This window comes from Rhizobium sp. 01T417, from assembly GCF_056398905.1.
Genome location: NZ_JBFTQH010000019.1, coordinates 45,849 through 71,562, shown reverse-complemented (window position 1 = coordinate 71,562; position 25,714 = coordinate 45,849). Strand labels below are relative to the sequence as shown.

Genomic DNA, 25,714 nt, shown 5'->3' with positions numbered 1-25,714 from the left:
GTTGAGCAAATAACTAATCGATTTTTATTTTGTTATTAAATATTTCATGTTGCGGAGCGAAAGAAACCAAGTCCTAAATGGCGCCCGAAACGTGCCGAATGGAGGAATTTGGATGACTTTTTCGTTTCCGCTTACTGAGAAGCGTAATGTTGTGGAATTGCTGAAACACCTTGCCCAGCATAAGCTTAGCTACCCGGGGAACTGCGTTGTGACGGTGAAACCGCACGTCGCCCACGTACAGTCGATGAATTCGTTCGCGTTGGGTACGGCTCGTACCGCGTGGTAGCGACGCGGGGGCGAAACTGATTTTCAAGCCGCTGCCCATCATAGACGCAGGGCCAGTTGTTCAACGCACGTGTCGGCCAGATGCTCGAGCGAGGAGATTGTCACGCCGAGCAGCCGTATTCCCTTGCTGATAGGAAAGACGGCTCCCAGCAGCACGCAAATGGATTCCTCGATTTCCTCTTTCGATCGGAAACCATGGCCAATCGTCCTTGAGCGGGTGATCTGCATGAAGTCGGCGTACTTAACCTTGAGCGTCACGGTCTTGCCGGTAATCCGATTTGCCTCGCAGTAGTGCCAGACCTTCGCAATCAGGGGCTTCAATCCTTCCAGGGCAGGCTCGTAGGTGTGAATATCCACAGTGAACGTGTCTTCCGCTCCGATAGATTTTCGGACCCTGTTTGGCTTTACCTGACGATCATCGATCCCACGCGCGATGCCGTAAAAATACGGCCCGGACTTGCCGAAATGCCGAACGAGAAACTCGAGATCCCTCTCTCTTAGATCGGCTCCAGTTTCGATACCGAAACGATGCATCTTCTCCGCAGTCGCCGGACCGATGCCGTGAAACTTCTTGACAGGCAGCGCCGCCACAAAGGCTGGTCCGTTCTTCGGCGTGATGACCGCCTGGCCATTTGGTTTGTTGAGGTCACTCGCCATCTTGGCCAGGAACTTGTTGTAGGAGATTCCCGCCGATGCGTTGAGGTTGGTTGTCGCCTTGATCTTCGCCCGGATTTCAAGCGCGATCTCGGTCGCGATCTCCATGCCCTTCAGGTTCTCGGTGACATCAAGATAGGCCTCGTCGAGCGACAGCGGTTCGATCATTGGGGTGTATTCGGCGAAGATTTCCCTGATCTGAGCTGAAACAGCCTTGTAGACGTCAAAGCGCGGCTTCACGAAAATCAGGTCGGGGCATTTGCGCTTTGCCGTCACTGAAGGCATTGCAGAATGGACGCCGAACTTACGGGCCTCGTAGCTGGCCGCCGCCACCACGCCGCGCGCCTCGGAACCACCGACTGCGACGGGACGACCGCGAAGGTCAGGGTTGTCGCGCTGCTCGACGGACGCGTAAAAGGCGTCCATGTCGATGTGGATGATCTTGCGTGGGCGCTCGATTGACAGATTTGCAGCGGGATCACTCATCGGGCGTCTCTGTAGTACGGACCAGGCAAGGAAACCGGGCCTGACAACGGTCGATGCCATCCACGCCATTCATTCGCGAACAGCCAACGGCAAGCCGCCGCCGGAGCTGCCGGAAGGACAGGCTCGCTCCATATTGTCTGACGAGGGCCTTCCGGTCGAGATCGCTCGCTCTCTCACACGCAGCGCATTCGAGGGTGACGACAGAGCCTCGGTAATCTCGCAGCGTTGGTTCATCGCAGAAATTTTTTCTCATCCGGAAGATATTGTACGCCCTGTGGACCAGCGTTTGCTAGCGCATTGAATTCCCTCATGGATCGTCGCACCGCGCTGCTGTGGATGGCTTGTTGGTTCAAAACGCACCTGAAACGCGCCCGTTGACTCAAAATCCGGAAAGGAACAAATGTAGAACATACTCGCTTTTGAACGAGATGGAACCCTTGAATTGACGAAGGCTACAGATGGCGCAACCAGGCGCAAATCCTGTCATCACCGAACTTCGGGAGCGTATCGCGCACCTCGAAGGTGGCTTAGTGCGTCGCAATCAGGTTCTGCCGTTCGGTGTTCACGAGATCGATGAGCACCTGCCTGGAGGCGGACTGTCTTTCGGTGCGGTGCATGAGTTCGCTGGCGGAGGATCGGGCACCGTCCGACGGCGCGGCAGCCGCTTTGTTTGCCGCCGGGATAGCCGCGCGTACCAAGGGCAAGGTCATCTGGTGCCTGACGAGGCCGGACCTCTTTCCGGCTTTGGCTCAGGCTGGCCTTCAGCCGGACCGCGTCGTCTTCGTCGAGGCGACAAGGAGGAACACGTGCTTGCTTCCATGGAGGAGACCCTTTCGTTCGCGGTCTCGGAGCGGTCGGCCGAACTTGTCCGATTGCCGATGACAGCCTCCCGCAGGCTGCAGCTTTCCGCCGAAAAACGGGAACCATGGGTCCGGTCGTTCGACGCTGGCGGCGACAGGCGGAGGCCTCCGACCTCGGCCAACCGTCCGCGTCAGCGACCAGGTGGCGTGTGAGCGTCGTGCCGTCGGAGGAGCTTCCGGTTCGGGGTGTGGCAAGGCCGAGATGGTTTCTGGAACTGATGCGGGTGAAAGCAGGTGAGTGCGCTGAGTTTTTCGTAGGAGCGTGTGATGTCCAGGGTCGTATCCATCTATCTGCCGGAGTTGGCGACGGATCGAATACGTCGCAACGACCCTTCTATCCCCGTTGAGCAACCCGTTGCCGTAATCGCAAAGAGCGGCCCAAAGCGATGGGTCTCGGCGGCCGACGCTGCGGCAAGGAAAGCGGGAGTCCGTGTTGGGATGGCGGCGGCGAAAGCCCAAGCCATCGTCAGGGGCTTGATGCTGATCGACGCCGATCCGGCGGCCGACGCAGCAGCTCTCGCAAGGATCACGCTTTGGGCACTCAGCCAGTATTCTCCAATCGTCGCTGTTGATGAGCCCGATGGCATTGTTATGGACACGGAAGGTGCTGACCATCTTCAGGGTGGGGAGCTGCCGATGTTGACCGGAATAGCCAACCGGTTCCATGGGAAAGGACTGACAGCGCGGGTTGCTGTGGCCGACACGTGGGGAGCGGCACACGCTTGTGCTCGCGCGATCCGAACGGGGACGGTCATAGTTCCGATTGGACAGACGGTCGGGGCCGTCGAACACCTTCCTCTTTCATTGCTCAGGCTTCCGGCCAAGATCGTTAGCGATCTCAATATTCTCGGTTTCAAGTCGATTGGGGAGTTATCAGCAACGCCCCGAGCACCACTGACCCTTCGCTTCGGTCCGGAACTTGGACGTCGCCTGGATCAGGTTTTTGGTCGGGTCGCCGAGCCGATTGATCCGATCCGGGTACCGGAGCTGATAGAGGTCAGCAGGGTCTTTGCCGAGTCAATCGGTGCCGCGGAAACCATTAACAAATATGTTGCTCGGCTCGTTGTGCAGCTCGTCGCCGAACTGGAGCGCAAGGGTCTTGGCGTGCGGCGAACGGATCTCATTGTTGAGAAAGTTGACGGTACACGCCAGGCAATCCGTGCAGGAACCGCCAAACCTGCTCGCGACGTTGCCTGGCTGTCGAAGCTCTTTCGAGATCGTACTGAAAAAATTGAACCGGGGTTCGGAATCGAGAAGATGACATTGGCGGCGGTTATGACACAGCCGCTTGAGCAGGAGCAGCGATCCTCTGACCTCATAGAGGAGCAGGACGATGACATCACGCCGCTGATCGACGTGTTCGGCAATAGAGGGCAACGGGTCTACCGGGTCGTGCCGGTCGCCTCAGATGTTCCCGAGCGCAGTGTACTGCGGATCGCGGCTGCCGCTCCAGATGTCGAGGAAACGTGGGCGCACCACTGGCCCCGGCCTGTGCGATTGCTCGCCCGCCCAGAGCAGATCGAAGTCATCGCACTCCTGCCTGATCATCCGCCTGCGAGTATCACTTGGCGTGGCAAACGACGAAAGGTCAAACGCGCTGATGGTCCTGAACGCGTTTTCGGCGAGTGGTGGAAGCGCGACAGTGAACTAGAGGCAGTGCGCGACTACTTTGTTGTCGAGGACGAAGGCGGCGAGCGTTTTTGGATATTCAGGTCGGGTGACGGGGTCGACTCCGAGACAGGATCCCATCGATGGCTCATGCACGGAATATTCGGATGAGATACGCCGAGCTCCAAGTCACGACCCATTTCAGTTTCCTGCGTGGCGCAAGCAGCGCCGACGAGCTGTTTGCCACCGCAAAGGCACTTGGCATCGAGGCGATTGGCGTTGCTGACCGCAACAGCCTTTCCGGGATTATCCGGGCACTCGAGGCATCGCGCGCGACAGGCGTGCGCCTTGTTGTCGGATGTCGGCTCGATCTGCAGGACGGGATGTCGATCCTTGTCTATCCAACCAATCGCAACGCGTACTCGCGGCTGACCAGGCTGCTCACACTTGGCAAGAGCCGGGGCGGAAAGGGCAAGTGCATCCTGGGGCTCGATGATGTCGTTGCTTATTCAGAAGGACTTTTGGCCATCCTGTTACCCGATCTGCCGGACGCGAACTGCGCTGCCCAGCTTCGCAAGGTGGCAGAGGTATTCGGCAATCGGGCCTATGTGTCTCTCTGCCTGAGGCGCCGACCGAACGACCAGATGCGGCTTCACGAGATTTCGAAGATGGCTGCGCGTCACCGTGTGAAAACCGTCGTCACCAATGATGTCCTGTTCCACGAGCCCGGCCGCCGCCAGCTGCAGGATGTCGTCACTTGCATTCGCAAAAACACCACGATCGATGAGGTCGGCTTCGAGCGCGAACGCCATGCCGACAGATACCTCAAGCCGCCCGAGGAGATGGAGCGCCTGTTCCCACGCTACCGCGAGGCGCTGGCGCGGACGATGGAGATTGTCGAACGCTGCGGGTTTTCTCTTGAAGAGCTGAGCTACCAATATCCCGAAGAAGCGGTCGTAATGGGCATGGACGCGCAGCAGTCGCTCGAGCATTACGTCCGCGAATGCATCCCAATCCGATATCCGGAAGGCTTGCCCCAGAAAGTTCTCAGGGCCATAAAACACGAGCTGGACCTGATCCGCACGATGAAGTACGCGCCGTACTTTCTGACAGTGTTCAGCATCGTTCGTTTCGCGCGCTCAAAGGGTATTCTTTGCCAGGGCAGGGGATCGGCGGCAAATTCGGCCGTCTGCTACATCTTGGGGATCACCTCGATCGATCCCGAGACCAACGATCTCCTGTTCGAGCGTTTTGTGAGCCAGGAGCGCGACGAACCGCCAGATATCGACGTCGACTTCGAACACGAGCGCCGCGAGGAGATCATCCAGTGGATTTACACGACCTACGGTCACGACAAGGCGGCCCTCTGTTCGACCGTAACGCGGTACCGAGCCAAGGGTGCAATCCGCGACGTCGGCAAGGCGCTCGGGTTGCCGGAGGATATCATCAAGGCGCTATCGGCAGGCATGTGGTCTTGGTCGGATGAACTGGCAAGCGACCGGAGCCTGCGGGAACAGGGCCTTAATCCTGAGGACCGGCGGCTTGCTCTGACGCTCAAGCTCGCCCAGCAACTGATGGGCGCGCCCCGTCATCTCGGTCAGCATCCGGGCGGCTTCGTGCTGACCCATGACCGACTCGACGATCTCGTTCCCATCGAGCCGGCATCCATGGCCGACCGTCAGGTGATCGAATGGGACAAGGACGACATAGAGGCTCTAAAGTTCATGAAAGTCGATGTTCTGGCGCTCGGCATGCTGACCTGCATGTCCAAGGCCTTCGATCTGCTTCGCGAGCACAAAGGCGAGGACCTCGACCTCGCGGGAATCCCCCAGGAAGACAAGGCGACCTATGCGATGATCCGCAAGGCGGACACACTCGGAACATTCCAGATCGAGTCACGTGCACAGATGGCCATGCTTCCGCGCATGAAGCCGAGGACCTTCTACGATCTTGTCATCCAAGTGGCTATCGTCCGCCCGGGTCCGATTCAGGGCGACATGGTCCATCCCTACCTCCGACGCCGGGAGGGCAAGGAGCCTGTCGAGTACCCGACACCGGAACTGGAAGCCGTTCTCGGAAAGACGCTGGGGGTGCCACTCTTCCAGGAGTCAGCCATGAAGGTTGCGATGGTCTGCGCTGGCTTTACAGGCGGCGAAGCCGACCAGCTCCGCAAGTCGATGGCCACATTCAAGTTCACCGGCGGCGTCAGTCGCTTCAAGGAGAAGCTGGTTTCGGGGATGATCAAGAACGGATACTCGGCCGAGTTTGCGGAGAAGACGTTCAGCCAGCTCGAAGGATTCGGTTCATACGGCTTCCCGGAAAGCCATGCTGCCTCCTTCGCGCTGATCGCCTATGCCTCGAACTATGTGAAGCGCCATTTCCCCGACGTCTTCTGCACCGCTCTGCTGAACTCGCAGCCGATGGGCTTCTACGCGCCTGCCCAGATCGTCCAGGATGCGCGTGCCCATGGAATTGAAGTCCGGCCCGTCTGCATCAACCAGTCGCGCTGGGATTGTACGCTCGAGCTTATCGAAAGAACCAATCGCCATGCGGTCCGCCTCGGAATGCGCTTGGTGAAGGGACTGGCCGTAGCGGATTCTGCCCGGATCGTCGCTGCCAGGATGAACGCATCCTTCGAAACGGTCGACGATGTTTGGCGGCGATCGCATGTCCCAACCGAAGCGCTCGTACAACTTGCCGAAGCCGATGCATTCCTGCCGTCGCTGAAGCTCCAGCGCCGGGATGCGATCTGGGCCATCAAGGCCCTGCGTGACGAACCTCTTCCTCTGTTCGCCGCCGCTTCCGAACGTGAAGCACGTGCGATCACCGAGCAGCAGGAGCCTGAGGTCGCACTCCGACAGATGACCGCGGGTCATAACGTTGTCGCAGATTACAGTCATGTCGGACTAACACTGCGCGACCATCCGATTGCCTTCCTCAGAAAGGAGCTGACGGCACGCCGCATCGTCACTTGTGCCGAAGCCATGAACGCTCGTGACGGTCGATGGTTGATGACGGCAGGTCTCGTCCTTGTAAGACAAAAGCCTGGCTCAGCGAAAGGCGTGATGTTCATCACCATCGAGGATGAGACTGGGCCGGCCAATCTCGTCGTCTGGCCAAGCCTGTTCGAACGCCGGCGTCGGATCGTCCTCGGATCGTCGATGATGGCGATAAACGGCCGCGTTCAGCGCGAGGGAGAGGTCGCACATCTTGTCGCGCAGCAGCTTTTCGACCTGTCCGGGGAATTAGGCGAGCTGACTGATCGCGATCTGGACTTCAAGTTGCCGACAGGTAGGGGCGATGAATTTGCGCATGGTTCGCCAGGCAGCCCGGACTCACGTGATGGGGCGGCGGCCAAGCCGAGGGACATTTTCGTCCCGGACCTGCATATCGATACCTTGAAGGTGAAGGCGAGGAACTTTCATTGATGGCATGGCAGCGGATTCGCGCGTCGCCCCTCACGCGGGTAGACCCGCAAGCCTCAATCCTTGGCGTAGCCGATCAACGTCCTTTTCTTCTCTGAGGTATGAGACATCTACAAGCCAGTTTACATAATCAACCGGACCCGCGGCCGCATCTCCGCACCATCGCCTGCTGACAGCATCGAGGAAGACCCGGCCGCATTTCTCTGCATCCTCGATCCGGTTGAGGTGAGCGTAGGCGGCCGCGCGCCACGCCATGTCTCGCGGCTCCCTTTCCGGCGTGGCGAATGTTCGCTGTTCGAGAAGGACGGCCGCCTCGCTGTATCGCCCTGTTTGGAAGAGGAGGCGGGATTTATAATAGTTGTACCAACTGGGATATAATGGGTTCAGTCGATACGCGATCTCCGCACCGGCCAAGCCCTCCTCAGCCCGCCCAATCGCTCCTTGCATCCATGCCCACATTATCAGAATGGTAGCATCGTTGGGGTTCATCGACTTCGCCAGGCCAAGATGATGTTCAGCTCGTTTGAAGTCTCGCCACGTCAAGCAAATGTATCCCAGTGTGGACTGAACCCGTGGATCGCTTGGATCGAGGGCAAAAGCCATCTCGGCTGAACGCAGTGCTTTGATCCTGTTCTCATCCTCTTGTCTTGGAATGCCAATAGCACCGTCCGACGCGCGGTTGAGGTATATGTAGGCGAGGCCTGTATGGGCTCTGGCAAACGTCGGATCAGTTTTAGCGGCACGCTCGAAAAGCGCCTCCGCGCGTGCCTGCGCTCCTGGCCTGAAGTCGTCAGAGAGGCGGTTGCCCTGCAGAAAGAGATCATATGCCCGCATGTCTTCCGGGCGACGACGTCGTGACGTCAATTCGTTGTCGTCTATGACGCGTTGGGCGACCATGGCGACGATGCTCTGCGCAATCTCCTCCTGAGTGGAAAAAATATCGTCAAGCGATCGGTCATATCGATCCGCCCATAGGTGTGTCCCGCTCGCTGTCTCGACGAGCTGGACCGTAATTCGAACACGGTTACCAGCGCGCCTTACACTCCCTTCTACGACATACCCCGCGCTGAGCGTCCTGCCCACCTCGCGCAAATCGAGCATTCGGCCGCGTAGCGCAAATGACGAGGTTCTCGCTATCACCATGAGCTCGGTGAACCGTGCCAATTCCGTGATGATGTCTTCAGTTATTCCGTCGCTGAAGTAAGCCTGCTCCGGATCACCGGACATGTTCTCAAATGGAAGTACGGCAATGGCAGGCCCCGTCGATTTTGGAGTTTCGGGTGAAGTGTAGGCAGACCCGCTAAGTGGCAGATGGTATGCCTTGATCGGCCGCGCGATGTTCTTGAGGTGCTGCTCACCAGCGTAGTCGAAATTCGCGTCAACCTTTCCAGCGAGCTGTTCGTAGGCTGCCCCCGAAATCAGAAGATCACCCGGCTGGCACAACTGCTCCAGTCGGGCCGCAACGTTGACACCATCTCCGAGCAGGTCGTCACCGTCCACCACGACATCACCAAGATTGATGCCTATGCGAAGGATGATCCTGTTTGCGGAACCGGCCGGCTCCTGTTCATTCGCCAATGTGTTCTGGATCGCGATTGCGCACGAGACAGCCTCAACCACCGAGCTGAACTCGGCGATCAGCCCATCGCCCATCAATTTGACCAGCCGGCCGGCATGTCTTGCAATCAGTGGACGAAACACCGAGGTCTGTAAATTTATCAGAACCGCAAGCGTATTGCGTTCGTCGGCCTCGACAAGTCGTGAAAACCCGACGACATCGGCAACTAGGATTGCGGCTAGCCTTCGCTCCAAAGCTTCCCCTCCATTCCCCCGACAGTCGGCCCTGTCAGCTCCCGGCCGGATACCCGCATAGAAAAGCACACGTCCAAGGCCGGGTTAAGTGAGAATTCCGATGCCGCTCGTTCGTGGCTTACGAGACTCATATTACGCCGAATGCTGCGACAATGCGCTTTTCGTTCCGCGAAGAAGCAGCGTCCCGGGTCACCGCGTTGACCCCATCAGTGGCGCAACGCTACGCGCGGCCAGGTAAGGTCATGAAGGCTGTCGTCAGAATTTTCTCTATAGATCCACCCGGGAGGATCGATCGGGACTTCGGTTATGGCCGCCGGGTCGTGCAATGCAGGATTTGCAAAGCTCACCAATCCCAGACGCTGGGCTGAGCCTGTGTTAGGTATTTCTAAATCGAAGACGACTAATGTCTCCGCATGCGCGGCTTACTCTTCCTGTTCGGTATCCTGGCTTGCTCGTGGGCGATAGATCGGATCGCATTCGGGGGGCAATACAGTCATGTAGCTTGGCGTGAAGCGACCGACCAGGCCAATTTCTTTCGCCATCACGTCGAACATTCGATTAAGGGCATCATACCCCTCTCTCGACGTTGATCGCCCCCCCTCTCACCCGCGACGGGGTCGTTTACCTCCTTTGAGTTCATCGAAGCGAACTTCAGGTTCAGTTCGCGCGAACTCACGTGAAGGTTGATTAGTGCACTAACGCCCTATCTCAGTCATTGGAATGCATACGGAGGGCAATGACCGTGATTGTCGAAAAAGAACTCATTTCCAGAATTACATGGCGACTAATGCCGTTTCTCGGCATCCTCTACCTAATCGCATACATCGACCGCCAGAACGTCAGTTTCGCAAAGCTAGACATGGTCGACGCCCTCGGCATGAGTGAATACGCCTACGGTCTTGGCGCCTCGCTGTTTTTCATCGGCTATTTCATATTTGAAGTACCAAGCAATCTTCTATTGGACCGGTTTGGGGCCAGCAAATGGTTCGCGCGAATCCTGGTGTCGTGGGGTGCGGTTACGATAGCGCTCGCCTACACGCAGAATGCTACGATGTTCTACATCCTCCGTTTCTTGCTGGGGGCATGCGAAGCGGGCTTCTTTCCCGGTGTCCTGTATCTGCTGACTCTCTGGTATCCGTCCGCCTATCGCGGAAGGATGGTCGGCTTGTTCATGATTTTCAGCGCTCTCGCGAATGCCGTCGGCGCGCCACTGGGCGGTATGTTGCTCGATCTGGATGGTCTCTATGGTCATGCAGGCTGGCAGTGGGTCTTCCTGGTGACGGGAATTCCCGCTGTTGTCGCGGGCTTCGTTACATTGATCTACCTCTCAGATCGGCCTGAAAGTGCGACGTTTCTGAATTCCGAGGAAAAGACCTGGCTGAGGGACCGCCTTGCTTTGGAGAACGCTGGCATGGAGGCGACCGCCAGCGATGGCTTCAAGGCGCTCGTCAATCCGCGGGTTCTCTTGATGGCGATCTGCTATATTGGGTTTCCCCTAGCGGCATACGGTCTCAGCTATTGGCTTCCGACCATCGTCAAGAGCTTTGGGGTCAGCAATACGGCCAACGGCTTTCTCAACATCATCCCATGGGTGCTGGTTGCAATCGCGCTCTATGCGGTGCCGTCAGCCGCAGACAAAGCCTCGTCGAAGACGCCCTATATCGTGGTACCAGCGGTTGTCGGCGCCGTTTGTCTGGTTCTGTCCGCCGTGATTCCGAACCATCTGCTTCAGTTTGCCTTTCTCTGTGTTGCGGCAGCGGGCATCTTTGCCGGGCAACCTGTTTTTTGGAGCCTACCGTCACGATTCCTTCGAGGGGCGGGTGCAGCCGCAGGTCTGGCGGCAATCAATTCTGTCGGAAACCTGGGCGGATTTATCGCGCAGAACGTCGTACCGTGGATAAAGGATTCGACCGGCAGCACCATTGCCCCGATGTTCTTCCTCGCGGCCTGCCTGGCTGCTGCAGCAATTCTGGTACTGGTCGTTGGCCGTATGATCGGACGCACGCCGACGTCGAGTGAAAGCGGAAAAGCCAAAGTGAACGTGTAGTTGGCCCGTGGAATTCAAAGGAAAGCGGGCATGGTGACGACGAGGCAGGTTTGGGAGGAAGGAGCCCGACAGAAGAATCATAGGTAAGTACTATTTACGCTATTTTTTTGCACGCCAGACGCATATGGAATTTTATATGCTACATTATTTTATCAATACTTTAACTAAACTCTATTCAAACTGATTTTCATTGAAGCGGATAAAGACTCGAATGTTTGTATTGTCGGTAATTGACCGTGATGATCAACGTGATTTTCTGGTGGCAAACCTCCACCTTAGAGGAAGGTATCTCTATGCCGACGCCTGCGGCGCCAGATATCGCTTTCGAATTCAGGACGTGATCAACCTTTCTCCAGTCAATGACCATATGATTTTTCCACCTATTTCTGCCGCTAGAAGCGCCGGTCTAAACTAGCGCCGCCTGGGACGGTTGTGTTCGAAGGGCAGGTGAACCGCCGTACGCATTGGGTCGTCAAGACTTTCGCACGTGACCTACTGGCCAAGGATTCGAGATAAATCGATCCGCATGCCTGCGCGGCCGAGTTCGTTTTCACCGGGTGGTTCGGACGAGTTCGATGAGGCGCTTTCGGGCTTTCCTGCATAACTCCCGTTTGGATCGTCCAGTTCGCGTTGACCTGCGATCGATCCACTGGGATCTTTGGCCTGAAATACGCTTTGAGCCTCGAACTCGCCCGTTTTCCAGGCATCGATGGCATCCTCGAACACTTGCGGGAAAGCTTCAGCGCTTTCGGGGTTTCCGTACCATTTGCTGACAATGCGAAGAATCTTGGCGAACATTCTCGTTCCCAGGCGCAGGTTCACGCACGGATCGACAAGACCAGACGTCACTTCCGAAATGTCTTTTACGCCAACACCTGCAGGAAACTGCGTGAGGCCGACGCGCACGACTGAATGTCCGACATTCTGCTTGACGATTTCCATTGCTTCCTTGGGTGTTCTAGGCTTCGGAACGAGGACCAATCGCCCTCCCGCTCTCACGGTGACAGCAAGGGGATCGGAAGAGCCTGCGGCTTTGACGAACTGCTCGACGATCGCCGGCCTCAAGGAGGAATCGGCACATTTTGTTATGAGGGCAGGATCAAGCATGAAGGGCTCCCGGAACTACGTGTTGACAGAGAAGACAAGCGGCTTGTGGAAGAGACGCGACCAAGCCTCGACACTGGCACGCTGGATGGGCACGATAGACGTGCTGCCTGTCCACCAGCCGTTCCCAACGGCGACGATGATATCAGGGTCGTAAAGCATGGACTGAACGACCGGCCAGACAATGAGTTGCTCGTAGCAAATCACCGGCGCAACCCGTTTGCCTGCGATTTCGGCGACGGGATTGGAGAAGAAATACGCACGTGCGCCGCCGCCGCCATCAATCAGTGACTGCCAGGGCTGCCACATCGAACCGGGTACCGGCATACGCTCGCGGTAGACTATTCGCGCCCCGAACTCCGAAAGTTCCAAGAGCACATTGTCGTAACCGATCTCGTCGACCACGGATGCGCCTGCGACGACCGTCAACCCGCTTGCCCGCAATTCACGCAGCCATAGCCGTTCGACCGTTGGTGTCCAGAAGCCGATCGCACTCTCTGGCAACACAACCACGGCGCCTTTGCCGCGCCTTGCCGCCCGCGCCGTTGCAACAAGGCCACGCTGCCGTTCGAGATTGCTGGTTCGGCCGAGCGACGCTCCAAGTGTAAGCTCGACACCATACCACGAAAAGGGTGGGTGCTGCGTCGTCCATTGTGCGGCGGACCAGAGCCACAAGGCAATTATGGCCATGGCTGCAGCCGGCCGAAGCCTGGTCGTCATGATCAAGAGGCCGGCTGCCATTGCGCCAAGACCGACCCACCCCCAGCCGGGGAACAGAACTCCGGCGGCGGTGATCGGGTGAGCCCAGCCCAAAATCCCAAAGGGCGGCACTGCCATCAAAAACATGACCAAGAGATAACGGATTGCAAGACGCCATCCCGATCTCTCGGTCCACAGAACAGCGTGGACGCCGACGAAGGCCGCCGACGCGATCAACCAGAGCAATAGACCGGATAAGAGATTTGAACCATAGAAGGCGACTGCGCCATGCGGCAAACCTCGAGATGCCGCAAGGAAATAGGTCGCCGATGCCATGGCGGCGCTTGGCCGGTCGCGCGCCACGGACCAGATAAACGGAAAGGCGGCAGACATAGGAAGGGCGAGGGGATTTCCGCACCAACCGATCCAGCCAGCCGCCAGTGCCGCGCCCAAAAGGACACTGTTGCGGACCAGTTCACGGCGCATAGATGAGGACCGCCTTTGCCAGGCCGAGCACCCCGGAGGCAGGCACTGGACCAAAGTAGCGAGAGTCGAAGGACCCGATGAAACCAGAGTGAAGAAACACGTAGCCCGTCGGTACTGTTCCTCCGCTGAACCGCCTCAAGCTCCGACCTCTGCCGTCCAGCTGGGCCGGTTCGGAATGCGGCAATGCAAGGCCGTCGATACTAACCAAGCGGTCAATTTCGATCCTTTGTGATGACATCGCAACGATGGTTTTGATGAGCGGCGCATAGCCACCAGGACAGAGCCCCGATCGAAGGTAACCGCGGTCAAACGCTTCTCGCATGGTGGGCGTCGGCGGCGGACAGACAAAGACCAGGTCGCCAATCTTGTAGGATCCTTCCGGCATTTGAATTCGCCAGATCCCGAGAGGTTCGCTCGGCGTTAAATTGATCCGATACCCAAGCGCGCCACCGGACACGATGAGAGCTAAGAGAACTGAAATAAGTGCGACAGGCAAACTCACCCGACGCCAAATTCGCGATGTTTGCAGGCGCTGATCGTGCAAAAAGGTCATTTCAGTGAAAGCCCCTTCCTGATCGTCTGCCGCAAGGCCTCGGACTGCTTCAGAGAGGATGTCGATCGCTCTTGGGCGGACAATTGCTGAGCCGCGCGCAGAAAATTCCAGGCGGTCTTCATTTCTGCCTTCTGCAGAGAGTTCATCCCGGCCGTGAGGGACCGATAGGTTTGCCCGCTCGGGTCCCTTGCCGAAATCCCTAGGAAAGTCCGTTCCCCGAAGCGCTCCGCAACAGCCCTTGCAAACCCCTCAAGCTCCAGCCTCACCCTCTCGTCGGCGAGCCCGTGCTCGAGAACTGCGTGCAGGTCACTGCGGTCGATCGAATCGCGAACCTGCTCGAGCGCCGATCTGGCGCTCGGAGAAAGAGCGGGAATATTGATCGCGCTCTTCTGGCGGGCGGCGCACTCCTCTGTCTCATACTCTCGTTTTGCATTGGCGCGAATTTCAAGATAGCGGCCCAGATTGCGCGCCAGCGCAGTGACATTGACGAGCGCCGTGTCCCGATCTTGCTCGTCGGATTTGCTGGGGAACAAACCCGTCTTGCCCTTGAGGGCACCGAAGCTACTCGGCTCTTCGGCGATCTTGAGCAGTGTCGCTGACGCCCTCGTCGTGTCAGCCAGCATCGCAGCGACATCGATGGCCTTGAATGCGGTCTCAGGTTGGGCATAGACGAGGTGGAACCGAACGAAGACATCTTCCCATAGCTTTTTTAAACCCGGGTCGGCCGCGAGCCTGTCCTCGACGACCTGCCCGATCGACCTCGAAAAAATGGTGATCCCGGAAACCATGGGCTCTGCCTCCTTGATTGCGTGGTATTTCATCGCCGGCCCGACCAGGCCGAGTCGGGATCCGACAGCGGCCAGGCGCGACGCGAGCGTGATGAGGTTGTGCTTTTGCCTGACTGTCCAAGCGAGCCGGTCACGAACAAGCGTTCGGGCGACATTGACGGCATGAAGGCCGCGTGCGTCAGCAAAGCGGAGCGCCTGTCGGTAGGGGCTGCCTTGCGCATAGTCGAGCGTCGTTTCCTTGACGTTCGTGCGAGACAGCAATTCGATGAGGCCTCCAGCCTTTGTGAAGGACCGGCGGCCATAATAGACGCTGAGATCCTCGCGGTGGCGGGTCATGGCGACATAGGTGAGGTGACGGTCGAGGGAAAGAGATGCCAGCAACTTCACTCGATCGACAGTAGCGCCCTGGGCTTTGTGCACCGTAGTGGCATAGCCGTAATCGACATTGTTGTAGAAGCGCTGCTCGACCGCGATCTGGCGGCGACGTTCGCCTTCGCCGATGACGGCAACGATGCGGCCAGGCCCCGCTTGAACGACCGTGGCAAGCATGCCGTTCTTGACACCAAGTGATCCCTCGTTCTTGAGAAAAACGATCTGGTCGCCGGCCGCGAAGTTGCGATCTCCATCGGCTGTCTTGAAGGTAGACCCGCCATCGATGACGCCGCGCTCAATGAGCTTGGCACGCGCCAACTCGTTCAGCGTCCGGACATCACGACGCAAATGCGCAAGGATCAGGGAAGACCTGGCTGGATCATAGTCGCGGCTCCAATCCGCAATGAGGTTTGAGACCGCTTCAATCTTCAGCTCGGCGCTGATCATCCTTCCATTCGACCGATAGGCTTCGACCGCCTTGCCGATGTTGCCATGCGCAAGATCGCGCGAGGCGTCACGCATCCATTGTTTGCGCTGGCGATATATCGTGTCGAGTTCGGCATAGCCGATACGATTGGCAATCGCTCGGAAGGCAGCGCCCGCCTCGATCGGCTGCAACTGTTCCGGATCGCCGACGAGAACGAGTTTGGCGCCGGCTTTGGTGACTGTTTCAACGAACAGCGCCATCTGCCGCGACGAGACCATGCCCGCCTCATCGAGAACGAAAATCGTCTTGTCGTCGAGCTGATCGCGGCCCTGGCTCCAACGGAGCCCCCACGACGAAAGCGTGCGGGAGATGATGCCTGCTTCCTTCTCGAGACCTTCCGCTGCCTTGCCGGCAAGGGCACCGCCAACGACGCGATATCCAGCTGCTTCCCATGCCTGTCGAGCGGCCCTCATCATTGTGGTCTTGCCAGCACCGGCCCGACCGATCACTGCCGCGATACCTTCGCCACCGGCGACATGTTCGATTGCGCTCGTCTGTTCATCGGACAGGCGATCATTGCGCGCAAAGGTCGCGCCGAGCACTGTCTTTTGAACCTTGTGCGACGATCGCTTCGACAACCAGATTGCTCGATTGACCATTTCGGCTTCCAGCCGGATCAACTCGCGGGTTGTGTACTTGTCCGGGGTACATTGACCTGTGGCGAAGTCGATCCTCTCCCGATCGAGACGCAGGGTCGCGGGGCTCTGCAGGATGCGAGCAAGAAGGCTTTGGAAAAGGATTGCGTCGTCGATATAGCGATGCAGGAACTTGGCGACATCGCGCTCATCGAAGACGCTCTTTTCCCGCGCAATCAGGTCAAGTACGATCCCCGGATTGCGCTGAATTCGTCGCGCATTCTCGGCCCGGCGCTCATCTTGCAATTCCAGCCGCTCGAGCGAGACCTGTTCGCCCGAGCCTTCCGCCTTCCGTTCGATTGCCTTGGCGCCGACACCGAGATGGATGGTCGGGGTCAGCTCGATACCCTGCTTTTCGAAGGAACGGCCATCGATGCGGATGTCGAGACCGGCAACTGCCAGATGCCGATTCTGGCAGGCAAACCAGCCGTCGCGAAAGACATTGAAATCATCCAGTCTTCCAGCCCAAAGCTCATAGACGATCTTGCCGCTGTCGTTGCGGAGCGGATTGCCGTCCGCTCCGAGCACGGGCACTTTCTTGGCACCGAAACCGTCTTCCGTCAGCGGCCGCAATGTGGTCATCAAATGGACATGCGGATTGCCAGGCGCATCGTGGAAGACCCAATCGGCCACCATGCCCTTGTCGATGACATGCCTTTCGACAAAATCGCGGACAAGCTCGATATTCTGCTTAGCCGAGAGTTCGATCGGCAAGGCAATCGTCACGTCCTTGGCAAGCTGTGCGTCAGAGCGCTTCTCGAAATCCTCGACCTTGTTCCAGAAGGCTTCCGACGCAGATGAAACCGAGCGGTCGGCAATGATTTCGCGTAACCACCCCGGCGCGTCGACTGGAATGACAAACTCCTCATGAAGCAGACCCTGCTTCCGGCTGTAGTCGATCGTCCGGGCTTCCCGCTCATATTCCATCTTGGTGCAATGGCGGTAGGCAGCCGACAGCACTGCGCTGCGGCCGGACCCGCGGGCAACGATCGTGACTGAAAAATGCGGGACGGTCACTGTGAAACCAGCTCCTTCGAGCAATCGAATTCAATAAGCTCGTCAGGAGCGGCGGCCCGAAAAAGGCCAAGCGCAGAGCGTCGCGTCAGCGACGTATAATTGCGCCCTTCGGATCCGCTCCTTCGGAACGGTCGGGATCATGCTCAAAGGTGTTGGCTGCGCCAACTCGCATTTCTGTCAGTAGATCATCTCGCCAATCTGCGGGACCTTCCTGCTTGAGGAAGTCGAAACCGTATGAAAGGCCGACCGGGAATGAAGAAACCGTCCGCAAGAATTCGCGAAGAAATCGTCCGTCTCCAGGAGCAGTTGAAGCAAGCCGAAACGCGGGAGGCCGAGCGCATTGGTCGCGTCGCTCTCAAGGCTGGGCTAGGCGACATGGAAATCGAGGAATCAGACCTTCAGACGGCATTCGAAGGTCTCGTCAAACGATTTTGCGAGACGAGACCCGCGTCGATAGAAAAGGACAAAGGCGGGGCAAGTAGAACTCCGCAAAGCGCGTCGAACCGCCCTGGAGCAGATCAAGTCAGCACTGGCGAGAATTGATCGGATGCAGCGCGCAAGAAACTCGCAAGCGCGGAAGAAGGATACACGCGACAAGATCGAACTCGGGGGCCTGATAGTCAAGGCGGGCCTTCGCTACGAGAAGCGCGCACTTCTTCTCGGCGCTCTGATCGATCTCAATCGCCGTCTCGGGATCGACGATGGCGAGCGAGCGCGACTGATGGCCATCGGCAACGAGGCATTCCGCCATGACAGCAAATAGGGTGGTGCTCCTCTTCATACCGATCATGTTGATGATTGGTGTTACCGTTGGCACCACTGGCATCGAGCAATGGCTGGCAACGTTCGGCAACACCGATGCGGCCAAGGCCGCGCTCAAGCATCTAGGTATTGCCGCGCCCTTCGTCGCAAGCGGAGGCGCCGGGGTGATCGTCCTCTTCGCCGCAGGCGGCTCGGTCAACATTCGTTCTGCTGCCTGGGGCGTCGTTGCCGGAGCCGCCGCCACATTCCTGATGGCATTTGCCCGCCAGGTGTTTCTCCTTTCTGTTTTTGCAAACCAATTGCCCAGAGGCAGCAGCATGGTTGCCGATCTTGAGACAGGGACGATAGCTGGGGCGGTGACTGCACTGATGACTGGATGTTTCGCGCTGCGGGTTGCGCTTCTCGGAAATGCGGCATTCCCGCGCGCCGAGCCAAGGCGTGTTATGGGCAAACGCGCCCTCCATGGGGAGGCCGACTGGATGACGATGCAGGAAGCGGCGCAGCTTTTCCCGAATAGCGGGGGCATCGTGATTGGAGAGTGTTACCGCGTCGATCGTGACGACGTTGCTTCACATCCATTTCGGGTTGACGATCCTGAGACCTGGGGCGTTGGCGGCAAGTCGCCGCTGCTCTGCTTCGATGGATCTTTCGGATCGTCCCACGGCATCGTCTTTGCAGGGTCCGGTGGCTTTAAGACGACTTCAATCACCATTCCAACCGCGCTCAAATGGGGCGGGGCGCTTGTCGTGCTTGATTCATCGAACGAGGTTGCGCCTATCGTGATCGAACATCGCCGAAAGGCTGGCAGGGACATTCTTGTCCTCGATCCAAAGCACCCAGACATCGGGATCAATGTCCTCGACTGGATCGGACGTTTCGGTGGCACCAAAGAGGAAGACGTGGCCTCGGTCGCATCTTGGATCATGAGCGAAAATGGGCGAGCACAGGGCGTACGCGATGACTTCTTTCGTGCTTCCGCACTTCAGCTCCTCACCGCAATCATTGCCGATGTCTGCCTGTCCGGCCATACGAAGAGCGAAGAACAGACCCTTCGCCAGGTACGCAGCAACTTAGCGGAACCGGAGCCGAAACTGCGCCAGCGACTGCAGGAGATTCACGACAACTCCAAATCCGATTTCGTGAAGGAGAACGTGGCCTCTTTCGTGAACATGACACCGGAAACCTTCAGCGGTGTCTATGCGAATGCAATCAAAGAGACGCATTGGCTTTCCTACCCAAACTACGCTGCGCTGGTATCCGGATCGAGCTTTATGACAGATGCGATTGCCGACGGCGACACGGATGTTTTCATCAACATCAATCTCAAGACGCTCGAAATGCACTCCGGGCTGGCGCGCGTCATCATCGGCACGTTCCTGAACGCCATCTACAATCGGGATGGCAGGATGAATACGCGCGCGCTTTTCCTTCTTGATGAAGTGGCACGCCTTGGGTACATGCGAATTCTAGAGACGGCGCGAGACGCTGGTCGCAAGTACGGCATCACCCTGATGATGATCTACCAGTCGATCGGTCAGTTGCGTGAAACCTACGGTGGCCGTGATGCATCAAGCAAGTGGTTTGAGAGCGCAAGCTGGCTTTCCTTTGCGGCGATTAATGATCCTGAAACGGCAGATTACATCTCACATCGCTGCGGCATGACCACGGTAGAGATCGACCAAGTCAGCTTGAGCTCCCAGTCGCGCGGATCATCGCGCACGCGATCGAAGCAACTGGCGCCGAGGCCACTGATTCAGCCGCACGAAGTCCTTTGCATGCGAGCCGATGAGCAGATCATCTTTACCACCGGCAAGCCACCGCTTCGCTGCGGCCGCGCCATCTGGTTCCGACGTGAGGACATGCGGCAATGCGTTCGGGCGAGCCGCTTTTCAGTCACGTCGGGCGGCCCCTGAAGGTGAGCTCGAACTAGCCCGCGTCACATCGCGACATCACTGAAATGAATCGGTGAGCCGGAACCGATTCAAAACTGTCGTTGGACCCGGAATCTCCAAAGCGCGATTCTGTGTGCATGATCTCGCAACCCTACAAACTCTACATCGAGCGCACCGATCCGGCCCGCAACATGGCTCGCTTTTATGCCATGTCGATTGACGCGACTCTGTTTGGTGACGTTTGCCTCACCCGTCGATGGGGACGCATAGGCGCCAAAGGACAGACAATGACCCACCATTTCGAGCGAGAGCACGATGCAGTGGTGCTCTTTCTGGATCTGATCCGGCTTAAGCGAAAGAGAGGGTACGCCACGGTCGCCAGTGGGCGTCGCTCATCCTGAAGACGACTGATGAGCAAAGGACCTCGCGTCAGAATTCTGACTGCCAGCTTTAAGCACTACGCGCGGGAGGCATCGTCCCTATCGCGATGAAACGCGATCCGCAGCAAAGGTGCACCGGGTCGCACTCGAGACGAAAGTGAACGCCCTAAGGGTGGTAGCTCGACTTGCGCGATATCGAACTGTTCGGCCATGGCGACGGCAAGCTCTGCTCTGGCAATTTCGAGCTCGGCTACGATTTGACGACGCCCAGAAGCCCAACCTGCATTGCGGAGTTCGGCGCGCAGTTCTTCGATCTGCTGTTCGATAAAATTGGTCATCGTTTCGTCTCCTGAAGTTCGTGAAGGACGACAACCGCTGCCAGTGACACTTAGATGGGGCAGGGGATCGCATCAATTCCGATGACGCGGGCGAGTGGGAAGCCTTTTTCAAGAGGCTCCGCACAATCGGGAAAACCGCTCATTGTCGGGGAGCTGACAGCCGATCAAGCTTTATTGGGCAGCTATACTCCCTCTGTTCGCAGCAAAGGCTGAAAACCGGCTCCGCCTTGTGGCGGAGCCGGGTCACTCGCTAGTCCCGGTTCGGGCGGGACCAGATAAGCTGGAGGCTTCCTCCGCCTTCGACTTCGGCGAGTGTCGCGTAAATCGGGGCAGCAAAGCTCGGGTCGTCAAGTTTGACGGAGAGGTAATCCCGGCCCTGCTCGGAGGTCTTTTGCCAAGCAGCGCCCAACTCGACATTTCCAGCATAGATGCGGAAGTGAGGGCCCTTTTCGGAGGGAGTCTCGACCCGGGAGATGCGAGCCTTGAGATTGAGGGCGAGAGTGCGGATCGAACCCGTAAATCCGTTCTCGGTGGAGGTGAAGGTGCCGATGGTTGCCATTCTAAGTTCCTTTCGTTGTTTCCGGCCGCGCCCATCGCGGCCTCGATGACAGTCACGAGTCCGTGGACGATCGGACCGCACCTATTTGGCCGAAATGAAACGGAGGGCGGCAGTCGCATGTTTGTTAGTAGGCGAGGAAAGACGGCGAAACGGGAAGGTGGAGTAAGAACACGCGACTGCCGTTGGGGGGATCGATCGAGGCGAAGCCGTACTAAGGTTAGGCACGTCTCATCGCGGTCGCAGACGGAGCGCCAACAATCCATGAAGGGAACTTGGGTCTGACGGCCTCGAATAGACGGTCTGTTCCAATGCCGGCTTATCGACGAAACGTCACCCAACGCGTTCAGTTCGGCCGTACCGGTGCACCGGAAAAGTCGCAGATGAAAGAACACGGTAAGGACGGCTAGCAACCGTGCCAGATCCAGCAGTTAGATAGTGCTGAGACATTTCCCAAGACCGCTTAATAAGCAGCGCACTCGGAAGCCCCGCCGCTTTGTCGAGCGGTTGGTCGATTTTGGCTCCGCTTCGATTGCGCTTCGCGTCAAACATTATTATCGTTTTATTTCAGATACTTAGCAAAACATGGCATAATATGCATTATGGAACCTGACTAAGTTCTCGCTTGCGTTGATTGTACTGTACTGCGCCGCGGCGGCGTCTTCGCGATCCCACCGTTTCACCCGGCACACCGGAGTCTCAAATCACGTCGATGTAGAAATCGGTGCCTTCCCACTGCTGCCAAGTTGTCCAGAAGATGGTGAAGACGACAAGGCCTGGGCCGAGCGTTTTGGTCGGTAAGTCGCAGACATGAGTACCGAAGCCCGTATCACGGGTATGGCTGTCCGTGACATGAGCCCAAGCGTCGGTTGACCAATGCACGATGGCAGTCTCACTCAGTTCAATGCGCAGGCTACGTCCTGCCGCCATCACAGTCCGCTTGTCGGTCAGCCGCCAGGCGAAAGGCGCGATCGGCGGCTGACCGGCGACATAGCGGGCAACAGTCTGGGGTGGTATGTCGAAAATGACACCATCGCGGATCGAGCGCAGCAATTTGATGTGTTCCGCATGGGCCCAGACCAAGGGCATGGCGCTACCGGAGGGGCGGCCAAGAAAAAGCTCCCGTTCGGGCACGTCCTCGCTATCCCAAATCTGCTCTGGCAGTAAACCGCCGTCGCATGCCGAGGCTTCCAGTGCCGCCAGCAGACGCCGCGCCTCATCCGGTCGCCCGGCGGCGAGCTCATAATGCGCGCGTTCACCGGTCAGAAGCGGCCAGAGCCTGCCGACGCCGCTGCCGGCGAACGGTGCGCCGTCGACGCGCTCGCCATAGCCGTCATCATTGTACCGATACCAGTAGGATCCGGCCGGAAGATCGCGCCTCAACTCGGCATCGATCGCCGCCACGGTACCGAGGATACGCGGATCGTCCGCGGATCGAAGTCCGAATCGAACAAGCGCAAGCGCATCGGGGCTGAGAAGCAGATCCGCTTCGATGATGGCCGCGCCGTCGTCGCGGTTGCGGATCGGGATGAAGTCGCGACCGAGCGAGGAGCTGCCGTCCGTCGCTGTGGCGATCCGCACATAGTAGCCATCGATGCCCAACCGGCGCGACAATTCCGTGTCGGAGGCGTAAGTCCATTCGTCGATCCGCTCGCACCAGCCGTCGGCTACCTCGCGAAGGTATTGCGCCGCCGATAATCGTCCGGTCGCTTCCACCGCGTCGGCCGCCGCCAGCAACCCGGCGATCTCGACGGCGAGCGTAAAAGGGGAGTAACCGGCATCTTCCTCCCAACGATCCTGCTGGGTGGCGGGACCGTTTCTGACAATATAGGCCGCAGCAGCCTCGATCATCGGCAGATATCGGCCAGCCCCCGACGCGTCGATCTCGCCGGCGCGCAGCAGCATGTCGTAAAGCAGGATGGGAAACGCCGTCTCGTCCATCTGGATGCCATGCCAGTAGGGGCGGCCGTCGAGCCAAGCATTCTGCACCCAATGGCCATCGGCTTCCTGGATCGCAGAAAGATAGTTGAGCACCGCACGCGCGTCGGTTCCCGCGCCCGCGGCAAGCAACCCGCCCGCCGTTTCCACCAGGTCGCGCGTCCAGACGAGATGGTAGCCGCCGAGGTCGTCGTCGCTCTTGTTGAAACCCCAAGGGATGGAAAGGCTCGCTATGATGGCGCCCGAGGCATCGTCACAGTGGGTGGCAAGCACACCTGTGCTGACGCGGTACCGGTTCAATTGGCCAGGTTCATGGGGCTCGTCGAGGGTAAGCAATCCCCCCTGCCAGTCCCGCCAGCCGTTGCGAAAATGCTTCAGCGCCGGCTCGACACCTTGTTCCAGGCTGAGTATGGCCCGAAAGGCAGCTTCCTCGGGTTGCGTGCCGAAGCCTATGGCGATCTGCACCCGCCCTTCAGTCGCCTCCATGTCGAGCGTCCCCGATAGCGCGACGTTGCCCGACGTCGCACAGTGGTATTCCTCCTTCAGCTCCTCCCCGCGCGACAAAGCCTGCCAGCCATCGGAGAAGCCGACATAGCCCGCTGAACGCGCAAGCCAGGGAGCAGAGGCAGCAATCGCAAGCGCCCTTCCCGAGCCCTCGGCGAAGAGCATGGGCCGACCCTTGAAATCACCATACCAGGCTGTGTTATCGGCGCCGCCATTGACGAGATGCGGCGCAATAAGTGCATGCAGCCGGTAGTCGGAAAGCTTGCCGGTCAACGCCTCAAAACGGAGGTCCTGCAACACCACCTCGCGCTCAGGGTCTGAAAGGATGGTCTTTGAGATCCGATAGCGGCCGTCGTGGGCGGTGTTGACGAGACGAAACGCCGGAACACCGTCCTCGACCGCATGTACTTGATGATCAGCGTCGCGCTTCTCCTCGGAAAAATAGCCGTCCGCCGTCACGATGAAGCCGAAATCGCGGACGCAGGCCATATCGAGCCGCGGCGCGTAGATCTCGTTAAGGATTCCGTGGCTTGCCGTGAACCAAACGCGGCTGGCCACGCTAACGGCGGTGCCAACCGCGCTCTTGTCGCTGGAGGTCCAACGGGGCTCGATACCGGGTGCGCCTGGTGGGACAAGAGCACCGGGGGGCAATGTCGGAAAGGCCAACTGCTGATCCTCCGTTCAAAATGCACTTCACTTCAGTGAGCCATCATCGGGTTGAAATCAAGCGACGCCGCATTGCCTTCCGGGACTTGACAGCCAGTCCTGATCTTGACCCCGATAGCGCAATGCGGGAGCAATTGTGGGCACGGCCCGTAGAGGAGCGCAGAACATGGCTGGGACGACTGTTACAATCGCAGCATCGCAAGAGCGCAAGCATGGCAAGCCCGAGGCGAGCACCGGACCGTCTGATCGCGCTGTGCTTGCCATCGATATCGGCGGGTCCCATGTGAAGGTTGAACTCAGCAGCGGCAGCGAACGGCGCGCGGTCGAATCCGGCCATCAGATGACAGCGGCCCAGATGGTAGCGGCATTGGGCAAGCTCACGGAAGACTGGCACTACGACCTTGTCGCGATGGGATATCCCGGACCGGTTATCGCCCACCGGGCCGCCGCCGATCCATTTAACCTCGGGCCGGGCTGGAAGAATTTTGATTTCGAAGCAGCGTTTGAACGACCAGTGCGGATGGTCAACGACGCACTCATGCAGGCGATCGGCAGTTACGAGGCGGGCCGCATGCTCTTTCTCGGCCTCGGCACTGGCCTCGGCTCGGCCATTATCGCCGAGAACGTTTGCATGCCTCTGGAACTGGCACACATGCCCTACCGAAAGGCGACATTCGAGGACTATGTCGGTGAACGCGGCCTGAAGCGTCGCGGCAAAAGCAAATGGCGAAAATCGGTATTCGACGTCGCCGACCGCTTGGGTGCTGCCCTGCTGCCGGACTACATCGTCATAGGCGGCGGCAATGTCGAACGGCTCAAGGAACTGCCACCGAATTGCCGCCGCGGCAACAATGACAACGCCTTCCGCGGCGGTTTTCGGGTCTGGTTGGACGACAGCCTGAGCATCTAAACTCGCCGCCTTTCACGAGAGTGGATGACCTATTTGGAACATCTGTAGGGCTCCGCCTAGTCCGGCGCGGAGGAGCTTCTGTGCAAATATCCGCAGTGTGAGAATTTGCGAGTTTTGTTGGTTGCGGGGCATGAAGCCACAGAGACTTGTAAATTGGATTGATCATCACTGATGATCGACCTGAGGCGTCTTAGTCGGGCTACCTTATTGCCATGCGTGCCTGCAATTTTTACGCGGCGTGCTTTCCAAAACCACACAAATGGCCGCGAACTTGCTGGACGCATGAGCTCGCACCCATCAGACTACCTTTCCCTAAGATACGCGACCGGGCGTCGAACTCCTATATGTAGTCTAAGGCGACCCGGAGCCAACACGCGGGCTATTTCGACGCCCTGACCCGATGAAGAATGCGATACAAGGGTCGGCCCCTCTCCCAGCAACGGAACCGCG

At 58.4% G+C, this 25,714-nt stretch carries 17 protein-coding genes and 2 pseudogenes; 10 read left to right on the top strand and 9 right to left on the bottom strand.

What is annotated here, in order from left to right; translation table 11 throughout:
- Nucleotides 1–324: 324 nt before the first annotated feature.
- Nucleotides 325–1,425: a DNA polymerase IV gene (gene dinB, locus AC1DPR_RS19175; protein ID WP_026371692.1), complete on the bottom strand. Its 1,101-nt coding sequence runs from the start codon at nucleotides 1,423–1,425 to the stop codon at nucleotides 325–327.
- 458 nt (nucleotides 1,426–1,883) lie between these two features.
- Here dinB and AC1DPR_RS19170 point away from each other — a divergent pair.
- The 3 genes and pseudogenes from AC1DPR_RS19170 to AC1DPR_RS19160 all read left to right on the top strand — a co-directional run bounded on the left by AC1DPR_RS19170 (nucleotide 1,884) and on the right by AC1DPR_RS19160 (nucleotide 7,321).
- Nucleotides 1,884–2,632 (top strand): annotated as a pseudogene (locus AC1DPR_RS19170) (ImuA family protein).
- Nucleotides 2,553–4,064, top strand: coding sequence for a Y-family DNA polymerase (locus AC1DPR_RS19165; RefSeq protein ID WP_026371694.1), 1,512 nt, complete (start codon nucleotides 2,553–2,555; stop codon nucleotides 4,062–4,064). Before AC1DPR_RS19170 ends, AC1DPR_RS19165 begins: the two are co-directional and overlap by 80 nt.
- Nucleotides 4,061–7,321 (top strand): error-prone DNA polymerase, encoded by a 3,261-nt coding sequence (locus AC1DPR_RS19160; RefSeq protein WP_477816893.1) that lies wholly within the window; start codon nucleotides 4,061–4,063, stop codon nucleotides 7,319–7,321. Before AC1DPR_RS19165 ends, AC1DPR_RS19160 begins: the two co-directional genes overlap by 4 nt.
- Nucleotides 7,322–7,351: 30 nt before the next feature.
- Here AC1DPR_RS19160 and AC1DPR_RS19155 read toward each other — a convergent pair whose 3' ends face one another.
- Nucleotides 7,352–8,545 (bottom strand): tetratricopeptide repeat protein, encoded by a 1,194-nt coding sequence (locus AC1DPR_RS19155; protein WP_245267935.1) that lies wholly within the window; start codon nucleotides 8,543–8,545, stop codon nucleotides 7,352–7,354.
- A gap of 147 nt (nucleotides 8,546–8,692) precedes the next feature.
- Nucleotides 8,693–9,199: pseudogene (locus AC1DPR_RS19150) on the bottom strand (adenylate/guanylate cyclase domain-containing protein); the annotation flags it as partial.
- A 673-nt stretch (nucleotides 9,200–9,872) separates the two neighbouring features.
- On the opposite strand from AC1DPR_RS19150, the gene AC1DPR_RS19145 reads away from it, so the two are divergent.
- On the top strand, nucleotides 9,873–11,177 hold the full coding sequence (locus AC1DPR_RS19145; RefSeq protein WP_026371695.1) for an MFS transporter: 1,305 nt from the start codon (nucleotides 9,873–9,875) through the stop codon (nucleotides 11,175–11,177).
- Nucleotides 11,178–11,669: 492 nt separating this feature from the next.
- Here the strand turns inward: AC1DPR_RS19145 and AC1DPR_RS19140 are convergent, their stop codons facing one another.
- Genes AC1DPR_RS19140 through traA form a run of 4 tightly spaced genes read right to left on the bottom strand, consistent with a single transcriptional unit; the run spans nucleotide 11,670 to nucleotide 17,318 of the window.
- Complete coding sequence (locus AC1DPR_RS19140; RefSeq protein WP_026372201.1) at nucleotides 11,670–12,284, bottom strand: TraH family protein; 615 nt, start codon at nucleotides 12,282–12,284, stop codon at nucleotides 11,670–11,672.
- A gap of 15 nt (nucleotides 12,285–12,299) precedes the next feature.
- Nucleotides 12,300–13,466 carry a conjugal transfer protein TraB gene (locus AC1DPR_RS19135; RefSeq protein ID WP_018860157.1) on the bottom strand — a complete coding sequence of 389 codons (1,167 nt, stop codon included), beginning with the start codon at nucleotides 13,464–13,466 and terminating at the stop codon, nucleotides 12,300–12,302.
- Entirely contained in the window at nucleotides 13,456–14,019 is a 564-nt protein-coding gene (gene traF, locus AC1DPR_RS19130) for a conjugative transfer signal peptidase TraF (protein WP_051085635.1), read from the bottom strand. The genes AC1DPR_RS19135 and traF overlap by 11 nt, the downstream gene beginning before the upstream one ends.
- A complete protein-coding gene (gene traA, locus AC1DPR_RS19125; protein ID WP_018860155.1) occupies nucleotides 14,016–17,318 on the bottom strand; it encodes a Ti-type conjugative transfer relaxase TraA in 3,303 nt (1,100 codons plus the stop codon). The genes traF and traA overlap by 4 nt, the downstream gene beginning before the upstream one ends.
- Nucleotides 17,319–17,570: 252 nt before the next feature.
- On the opposite strand from traA, the gene traC reads away from it, so the two are divergent.
- The 5 genes from traC to AC1DPR_RS19100 all read left to right on the top strand — a co-directional run bounded on the left by traC (nucleotide 17,571) and on the right by AC1DPR_RS19100 (nucleotide 20,705).
- The gene (gene traC, locus AC1DPR_RS19120; RefSeq protein WP_018860153.1) at nucleotides 17,571–17,861 is read left to right on the top strand and encodes a conjugal transfer protein TraC; all 291 of its coding nucleotides are present in this window, start codon (nucleotides 17,571–17,573) and stop codon (nucleotides 17,859–17,861) included.
- Nucleotides 17,862–17,865: 4 nt separating this feature from the next.
- Nucleotides 17,866–18,081: a type IV conjugative transfer system coupling protein TraD gene (gene traD / locus AC1DPR_RS19115; protein ID WP_018860152.1), complete on the top strand. Its 216-nt coding sequence runs from the start codon at nucleotides 17,866–17,868 to the stop codon at nucleotides 18,079–18,081.
- Entirely contained in the window at nucleotides 18,068–19,993 is a 1,926-nt protein-coding gene (gene traG, locus AC1DPR_RS19110) for a Ti-type conjugative transfer system protein TraG (protein ID WP_018860151.1), read from the top strand. The genes traD and traG overlap by 14 nt, the downstream gene beginning before the upstream one ends.
- 116 nt (nucleotides 19,994–20,109) lie before the next feature.
- Complete coding sequence (locus AC1DPR_RS19105; protein WP_018860150.1) at nucleotides 20,110–20,373, top strand: WGR domain-containing protein; 264 nt, start codon at nucleotides 20,110–20,112, stop codon at nucleotides 20,371–20,373.
- Nucleotides 20,374–20,537: 164 nt separating this feature from the next.
- Nucleotides 20,538–20,705 carry a hypothetical protein gene (locus AC1DPR_RS19100; protein WP_018860149.1) on the top strand — a complete coding sequence of 56 codons (168 nt, stop codon included), beginning with the start codon at nucleotides 20,538–20,540 and terminating at the stop codon, nucleotides 20,703–20,705.
- A gap of 235 nt (nucleotides 20,706–20,940) precedes the next feature.
- On the opposite strand, the gene AC1DPR_RS19095 is transcribed toward AC1DPR_RS19100, so the two are convergent.
- Together AC1DPR_RS19095 and AC1DPR_RS19090 are read right to left on the bottom strand one after the other, a co-directional pair.
- On the bottom strand, nucleotides 20,941–21,249 hold the full coding sequence (locus AC1DPR_RS19095; protein WP_018860148.1) for a DUF736 domain-containing protein: 309 nt from the start codon (nucleotides 21,247–21,249) through the stop codon (nucleotides 20,941–20,943).
- A 696-nt stretch (nucleotides 21,250–21,945) separates the two neighbouring features.
- Nucleotides 21,946–24,354: a glucan 1,4-alpha-glucosidase gene (locus AC1DPR_RS19090; RefSeq protein WP_477816892.1), complete on the bottom strand. Its 2,409-nt coding sequence runs from the start codon at nucleotides 24,352–24,354 to the stop codon at nucleotides 21,946–21,948.
- Between the two features lie 166 nt (nucleotides 24,355–24,520).
- Between AC1DPR_RS19090 and AC1DPR_RS19085 the strand changes: the two genes are divergently transcribed.
- Nucleotides 24,521–25,264, top strand: coding sequence for an ROK family protein (locus AC1DPR_RS19085; protein WP_477816891.1), 744 nt, complete (start codon nucleotides 24,521–24,523; stop codon nucleotides 25,262–25,264).
- Nucleotides 25,265–25,714 lie beyond the last annotated feature (450 nt).

Bases quoted from the DNA above. Each gene is read 5' to 3' on its own strand.
- dinB (WP_026371692.1), bottom strand. From the start codon at position 1,425: ATGAGTGATCCCGCTGCAAATCTGTCAATCGAGCGCCCACGCAAGATC.
- AC1DPR_RS19165 (WP_026371694.1), top strand. From the start codon at position 2,553: ATGTCCAGGGTCGTATCCATCTATCTGCCGGAGTTGGCGACGGATCGA.
- AC1DPR_RS19160 (WP_477816893.1), top strand. From the start codon at position 4,061: ATGAGATACGCCGAGCTCCAAGTCACGACCCATTTCAGTTTCCTGCGT.
- AC1DPR_RS19155 (WP_245267935.1), bottom strand. From the start codon at position 8,545: ATGTCCGGTGATCCGGAGCAGGCTTACTTCAGCGACGGAATAACTGAA.
- AC1DPR_RS19140 (WP_026372201.1), bottom strand. From the start codon at position 12,284: ATGCTTGATCCTGCCCTCATAACAAAATGTGCCGATTCCTCCTTGAGG.
- AC1DPR_RS19135 (WP_018860157.1), bottom strand. From the start codon at position 13,466: ATGCGCCGTGAACTGGTCCGCAACAGTGTCCTTTTGGGCGCGGCACTG.
- traF (WP_051085635.1), bottom strand. From the start codon at position 14,019: ATGACCTTTTTGCACGATCAGCGCCTGCAAACATCGCGAATTTGGCGT.
- traC (WP_018860153.1), top strand. From the start codon at position 17,571: ATGAAGAAACCGTCCGCAAGAATTCGCGAAGAAATCGTCCGTCTCCAG.
- traD (WP_018860152.1), top strand. From the start codon at position 17,866: ATGCAGCGCGCAAGAAACTCGCAAGCGCGGAAGAAGGATACACGCGAC.
- traG (WP_018860151.1), top strand. From the start codon at position 18,068: ATGACAGCAAATAGGGTGGTGCTCCTCTTCATACCGATCATGTTGATG.
- AC1DPR_RS19105 (WP_018860150.1), top strand. From the start codon at position 20,110: ATGATCTCGCAACCCTACAAACTCTACATCGAGCGCACCGATCCGGCC.
- AC1DPR_RS19095 (WP_018860148.1), bottom strand. From the start codon at position 21,249: ATGGCAACCATCGGCACCTTCACCTCCACCGAGAACGGATTTACGGGT.
- AC1DPR_RS19085 (WP_477816891.1), top strand. From the start codon at position 24,521: ATGGCTGGGACGACTGTTACAATCGCAGCATCGCAAGAGCGCAAGCAT.